The 5,868-nt window shown below is 72.9% G+C and carries 3 protein-coding genes; 1 reads left to right on the top strand and 2 read right to left on the bottom strand.

What is annotated here, in order from left to right; genetic code table 11:
- The coding region (locus tag MHW47_RS31035; RefSeq protein ID WP_239227201.1) for a helix-turn-helix domain-containing protein at positions 1–316 on the bottom strand (316 nt) is incomplete at its 3' end.
- A 453-nt stretch (positions 317–769) separates the two neighbouring features.
- Between MHW47_RS31035 and MHW47_RS31030 the strand changes: the two genes are divergently transcribed.
- Entirely contained in the window at positions 770–2,953 is a 2,184-nt protein-coding gene (locus MHW47_RS31030; RefSeq protein WP_239227200.1) for a discoidin domain-containing protein, read from the top strand.
- Positions 2,954–2,982: 29 nt separating this feature from the next.
- Here MHW47_RS31030 and MHW47_RS31025 read toward each other — a convergent pair whose 3' ends face one another.
- Entirely contained in the window at positions 2,983–5,637 is a 2,655-nt protein-coding gene (locus MHW47_RS31025; RefSeq protein WP_374230177.1) for a SpoIIE family protein phosphatase, read from the bottom strand.
- Between the last annotated feature and the right edge of the window lie 231 nt (positions 5,638–5,868).

Here is a 5,868-nt window from a genome sequence, read left to right as displayed (position 1 = left end):
GGCCGACGGGGTCCGGGAGGGGCGCGGGGGCGGCGGCGGGTTCCGTGCGCTCCCCCGCCGCGGCCTCCTCGCAGGCGGCCACCAGGTCGCCGCCGGCGCCGAGGAGGTGGTCGAGACGGCGGGCCAGCGGCAGCGGGGTGCGGCGGCTGCCGTGCTCCAGTTTGCTGATGGCGGTGTGGTCGTAGCCCACGCGGGCGCCCACCTGGGCCTGGGTGAGCCCGGCCCGTCTGCGCCAGTGGCGCAGACGGACGCCGAACGACCGCCAGGCCTGGACGCCCCGCGCGTCCGCCGGCGCGGTATCCGTCAGTTCGGTCATCCGGGGCCTCGTCGCGCCTGGTCAGCGGCGCTTCTCGCGCCACGGTCACGGCTCATGCCCAGGGAGGATAGCGAGCGCCGCCGCCCGCTGTCGCCGGACCGGGGAGAACATGTCCGGTATCAGGCGCGGCGCGGGGCCCGGCGGTCGCCGCGCACGGACCCGGTGGTTGCGGTGCCAACGGCCCGGACGGCCCGGTCGGCGCCCATCCGCACCCCGTCATGATCTGAACCGACGCCCCGTCGGCTCCCCGGTCCCGAGACCGGCAAGACGGCCGCAACACGGACATATGCGCCCCTTCCGTCGTCAACTGTTGTTCTCAGTGACACCTGAACAAGCCATCGGTGCACACCTATTGACGCATCGACAGCGGGAGAGAAGTATCCCCATCGGCCGGAGAGAGCGCTCTCAGGCCTCCTGTCGTGCCCCCTTACCGCGACTCAGGAGAGAGCCCCCATGTTTGGACCCCCCTCGCTCCGCAGACCCGCACCTTCGTCCGGAAGGAGACGGACCGGCGTGCTGGCCGCGGTCGCCGGACTCCTCGTCTCGCTGCTCGCCGTCGTGCCCTCCTCCCCCGCCGCCGCAGCGCCCTCGCTGCTCTCGCAGGGCAGGCCGGTGACCGTGTCCAGCCAGGAGGGCGCCGGCACCCCGGCCGCCGCCGCGGTGGACGGCGACAACGGCACCCGCTGGTCGAGCGCGTTCTCCGACCCGCAGTGGATCAAGGTGGACCTGGGCACCACGGCCTCGGTCAGCCAGATCGCGCTGCGGTGGGAGGCCGCCTACGCCAGGAGCTACCGGATCGAGTTCTCCACGGACGACACCACCTGGAGCACCGCGTACTCGACCACCACGGGCCCCGGCGGCAACGAGACGCTGAACGTGTCGGGCGACGCCCGCTACGTCCGGCTGACCGGCACCGCCCGCGCCACCCCGTACGGCTACTCGCTCTGGGAGTTCCAGGTCTTCGGCACCACCGGCGGCGACGGCGGTCCGCAGCTGCCCGGCGGCGGTGACCTCGGTCCGAACGTCCTGGTCTTCGACCCGTCCACGCCCGGCATCCAGGCCAAGGTGGACGAGATCTTCAAGAAGCAGGAGTCGGCGCAGTTCGGCACCGGCCGCTACGCGCTGCTGTTCAAGCCGGGCACCTACAACGACATCAACGCGCAGATCGGCTTCTACACCTCGATCGCGGGTCTCGGCCTCAAGCCCGACGACACCACGTTCAACGGCGACGTCACCGTGGACGCGGGCTGGTTCAACGGCAACGCCACGCAGAACTTCTGGCGTTCGGCGGAGAACCTGGCGCTCAACCCGGTCAGCGGCACCGACCGGTGGGCGGTCTCGCAGGCGGCGCCGTTCCGCCGGATGCATGTCCGGGGCGGCCTCAACCTCGCCCCGAACGGCTACGGCTGGGCCAGCGGCGGATACATCGCGGACAGCAGGATCGACGGCCAGGTCGGCCCGTACTCGCAGCAGCAGTGGTACACCCGTGACAGCTCCATCGGCGGCTGGGGCAACGGGGTCTGGAACATGACGTTCTCCGGTGTCCAGGGCGCCCCGGCGCAGAGCTTCCCCAACCCGCCGTACACCACGCTCGACACCACCCCGGTCTCCCGCGAGAAGCCGTTCCTCTACCTGGACGGCGACGCGTACAAGGTGTTCGTCCCCGCCAAGCGCACCAACGCGCGCGGCGTCTCCTGGGACGGCACCCCGCAGGGCGAGTCCATTCCGCTGAGCCGGTTCTACGTGGTCAAGCCGGGAGCCACGGCCGCCACCATCAACGCCGCCGTCCGGCAGGGCCTGCACCTGCTGTTCACGCCCGGCATCTACCACGTGGACCGGCCGATCGACATCGACCGCGCGGACACCGTCGTGCTGGGCCTCGGCCTGGCCACGATCATCCCCGACAACGGGGTCACCGCGATCCGGGTCGGTGACGTGGACGGGGTGAAGCTCGCCGGACTCCTCGTCGACGCCGGGCCGCAGAACTCCGAGGTGCTCGTCCAGGTCGGCCCGCCCGGCGAGTCCGCGAGCCACGCGGCCAACCCCACGAGCGTCCAGGACGTGTTCGTCCGGGTCGGCGGCGCGGGCGCCGGCAAGGCGACCACGGGCATGGTGATCAACAGCGACGACACCATCGTCGACCACACCTGGCTGTGGCGCGCCGACCACGGCGAGGGCGTCGGCTGGGAGACCAACCGGGCCGACTACGGTCTCCAGGTCAACGGTGACAACGTCCTGGCCACCGGGCTGTTCGTGGAGCACTTCAACAAGTACGACGTCCGCTGGTCCGGCGAGAACGGCCGGACGATCTTCTTCCAGAACGAGAAGGCGTACGACGCCCCGAACCAGGCGGCCGTCCAGAACGGTGCGGTCAAGGGCTACGCGGCCTACAAGGTGGACGACTCGGTCGACCGCCACGAGGGCTGGGGGCTCGGCAGCTACTGCTACTTCAACGTCGATCCCACCATCCGCCAGGACCACGGCTTCGAGGTACCGGTCAAGGCCGGGGTGAGATTCCACGACCTGCTCGTCGTCTCGCTCGGCGGCCAGGGCCAGTACAACCACGTCGTCAACGACACCGGAGCACCCACGTCCGGAACGTCCACCGTTCCGTCCAACGTGGTCGCCTACCCGTGACGGAAGGCGTCCGACCACCCGCGGGGCCGTCACAGCGGCCACTCCGCCGGCGGCGGGCCGCCGAGCGTCTGCTCGGCCCAGATGACCTTGCCCCGGTCGGTGTAGCGCACGCCCCAGCGCTGGGCGAACTGGGCGACCAGGAACAGGCCGCGGCCGCCCTCGTCGGTGGTGGCGGCGTAGCGCAGATGCGGGGAGGTGCTGCTGCAGTCCGACACCTCGCAGATCAGCGAGCGGTCGTGCAGCAGCCGCACCGTGATGGGCTCGGTGCCGTAGCGGATGGCGTTGGTGACGAGTTCGCTGAGAATGAGTTCGGTGACGAACCCCTCCTCGTCCAGGCCCTGCTCGGACAGCCAGCGCAGCGCCTGGCCGCGGACCCCGGCGACGGCCGCCGGGTCCGGGGGGACCTCCCACTGCACGCGGCGGGACGGGTCCAGGATGCGGGTCCGGGCGACCAGCAGCGCCACGTCGTCGCCGGGGCGGCTGGGCAGCAGGGCCTCCAGCACGTCGTCGCAGGTCTCCTCCGGGGTGCGGTCGCGGTCGGCGAGGGAACCGCGCAGCAGCCGCAGGCCGTCGTCGATGTCCCGGTCCCGGCGCTCCACCAGGCCGTCCGTGTAGAGGACGAGGCGGCTGCCCTCGGGCACCTCGATCTCCGTCATCTCGAAGGGCATGCCGCCGATCCCCAGGGGCAGCCCGGCCGGGATGTCGGGGAAGCCGACCGTGCCGTCGGGCCGTACGAGCGCGGGCCCGGGGTGGCCTGCGCGGGCGATCGCGCACCGCCCGGACACGGCGTCGTAGACGGCGTACAGGCAGGTCGCCCCGGTGATCGCGGCGCCGCCCGACTCCTCGTCCTGGTCCATCCTGACCACCAGTTCGTCGAGGTGGCCGAGGAGTTCGTCGGGCGCGAGGTCGAGCGTGGAGAAGTTGAGGACCGTGGTGCGCAGCCGGCCCATGGTGGCGGCCGCGTGCAGCCCGTGCCCGACGACATCGCCCACCACGAGGGCGACCCGGGCGCCGGACAGCGGGATGACGTCGAACCAGTCGCCGCCGACGCCCGCCTGGGCCGGGAGGTAGCGGTAGGCGACGTCGAGGGCGTTCTGCTCGGGCAGGCCGCGCGGGAGCAGGCTGCGCTGGAGGGTGACGGCCATCTCGTGCTCGCGGGTGTAGCGGCGGGCGTTGTCCACGCTCACCGCGGCGCGGGCCACCAGTTCCTCGGCGAAGGAGAGGTCGTCGAGGTCGAAGGCCTCCTCGTTGCGCCCGCGCCAGAAGTTGGCGATGCCGAGGATGACGCCCCGGGCCCGCAGCGGGACGGACAGCAGCGAGTGGTAGCCGTGCGCCAGCAGACGGGCGGCCTGTTCGGGGTCGGGTTCGCGCCACTGCCGGGAGGTGTTCAGGTCGGAGACGATCCAGGTGTGCCCGACGCCGGTGCCGAGCCCCGCGGACGTGGTCGGGACGTAGTCGATGGCGCTCCCGGCCGGGTGGAGCGGATCGTCCTCGGCGGAGTTGCGGACGGCGGTGCGCCGGAGGGTCAGGACGTCGCCGGTGGGGGTTCTCGGTTCCTCGCCGCGCAGGACGGAGTCGGCCAGGTCGACGGTCACGGCGTCCGCGAAGCCGGGGGCGGAGACGTCCGCGAGTTCCTGGGCGGTGGTGGTGACGTCGAGGGTGGTGCCGATGAGCGCGCCCGCCCGGTAGAGCAGGGTGAGCCGTTCGCGGACGGTCTCGGCGCGGCCGGTGACGGCGCGCAGTTCGGTGGTGTCGCGCAGGGTGGCGACCATGCCGGGCTGGCCGCCGCGCTCCTCGGTGGGCCGGAGGTTGACGGCGAGCAGCCGGTCCCCGGCGGGCCGCAGTTCGTCGGTGGCGCCCCGGCCGGACGCCAGCAGTTCGGAGGTGCCCCGGGCGAGCCCGAGATCGGTCACCGCGCGGCCCTCGGCGTCCGGCGGGAGGTCGAGCAGCCGCCGGGCCTCGTCGTTGGCAAGCAGCAGGCGGTGGTCGGCGCCGATGATGAGGACGCCCTCGCGCACGGCGTGGAGCACGGCGTCGTGGTGCTCGTACATCCGGGTCATCTCGGCGGGGCCGAGGCCGCGGGTCTGGCGGCTGAGGCGGCGGCCGACCAGGGTGGCGCCGGCGATGGTGAGGGCGAGGGCGGCGAGGCCGGCGCCGATGGTGAGCGGAAGGCTCGGATACGCCAGCCGGTTGACGGCCTCGACCTTGATGCCGACGGCCACCAGCCCGGCCGCCGAGCCGTCCTTGCGGGGGACGGCCACCGCGGAGGTGACGGCGCGGCCGCGGTCGCCCTCGACGGTGCGGGTGACGGGTTCGCCGTCCAGGGCCTCCAGGTAGGGGGCCGGAACCCGCCGGCCGATGAGGGCGATGTCGCGGTGGGTGTAGCGGATGCCGTTGGTGCCGGCGACGACGACGTACTCCACGCCGGTGCTCTGCCGGATCTGCTCGGCGCGCGGCTGGAGGACCGCCGTGGGGTCCTCGCTGTCGAGGGCGGCCGCCACGCCCGGGGCGTGCGCGAAGGTCTGCGCGACGCTGAGCGACTGGGCACGGGCGGAGGCCATGCTGTCCCGCCGGCCCTGGACGACCAAAGCGGCGACGGCGGCGGCGTCGAGCAGGACGACGATGCCGATCATGAGGATGAAGAACTGGCCCGCGACGGTGCGGACACTGAACAGGGCGCGCAGCCGGCGCCCCGGTGAGGTCCGCCCGCCCGGCGGCCCGAGGGACGCGGGGGTGCCCCCGCCCGGACGGCCGCCACCGTCTCGGTGCGGACGCCGGGCGGAGCGGTGAAAGCTCGCCCGGAATCGACCTGTACCACCCACGTATCCAGGTTTAACACGGATTGCCGCAGGGCGATCGGCGGGTGGCAGCGGCCCCGGGCGGGCGATCGTCCGCAAGCTCGTGGAGGCGCACGG

Origin of the sequence: Streptomyces sp. OfavH-34-F (assembly GCF_022347745.1) — a bacterium.
GTDB lineage: Bacteria > Actinomycetota > Actinomycetes > Streptomycetales > Streptomycetaceae > Streptomyces.
The sequence above is the reverse complement of the archived record's forward strand: the minus strand, read 5'-3'. Positions and strand labels throughout refer to the sequence as shown.

Coding starts and splice junctions, on each gene's coding strand:
- MHW47_RS31030 (WP_239227200.1), top strand. CDS start 770: ATGTTTGGACCCCCCTCGCTCCGCAGACCCGCACCTTCGTCCGGAAGG.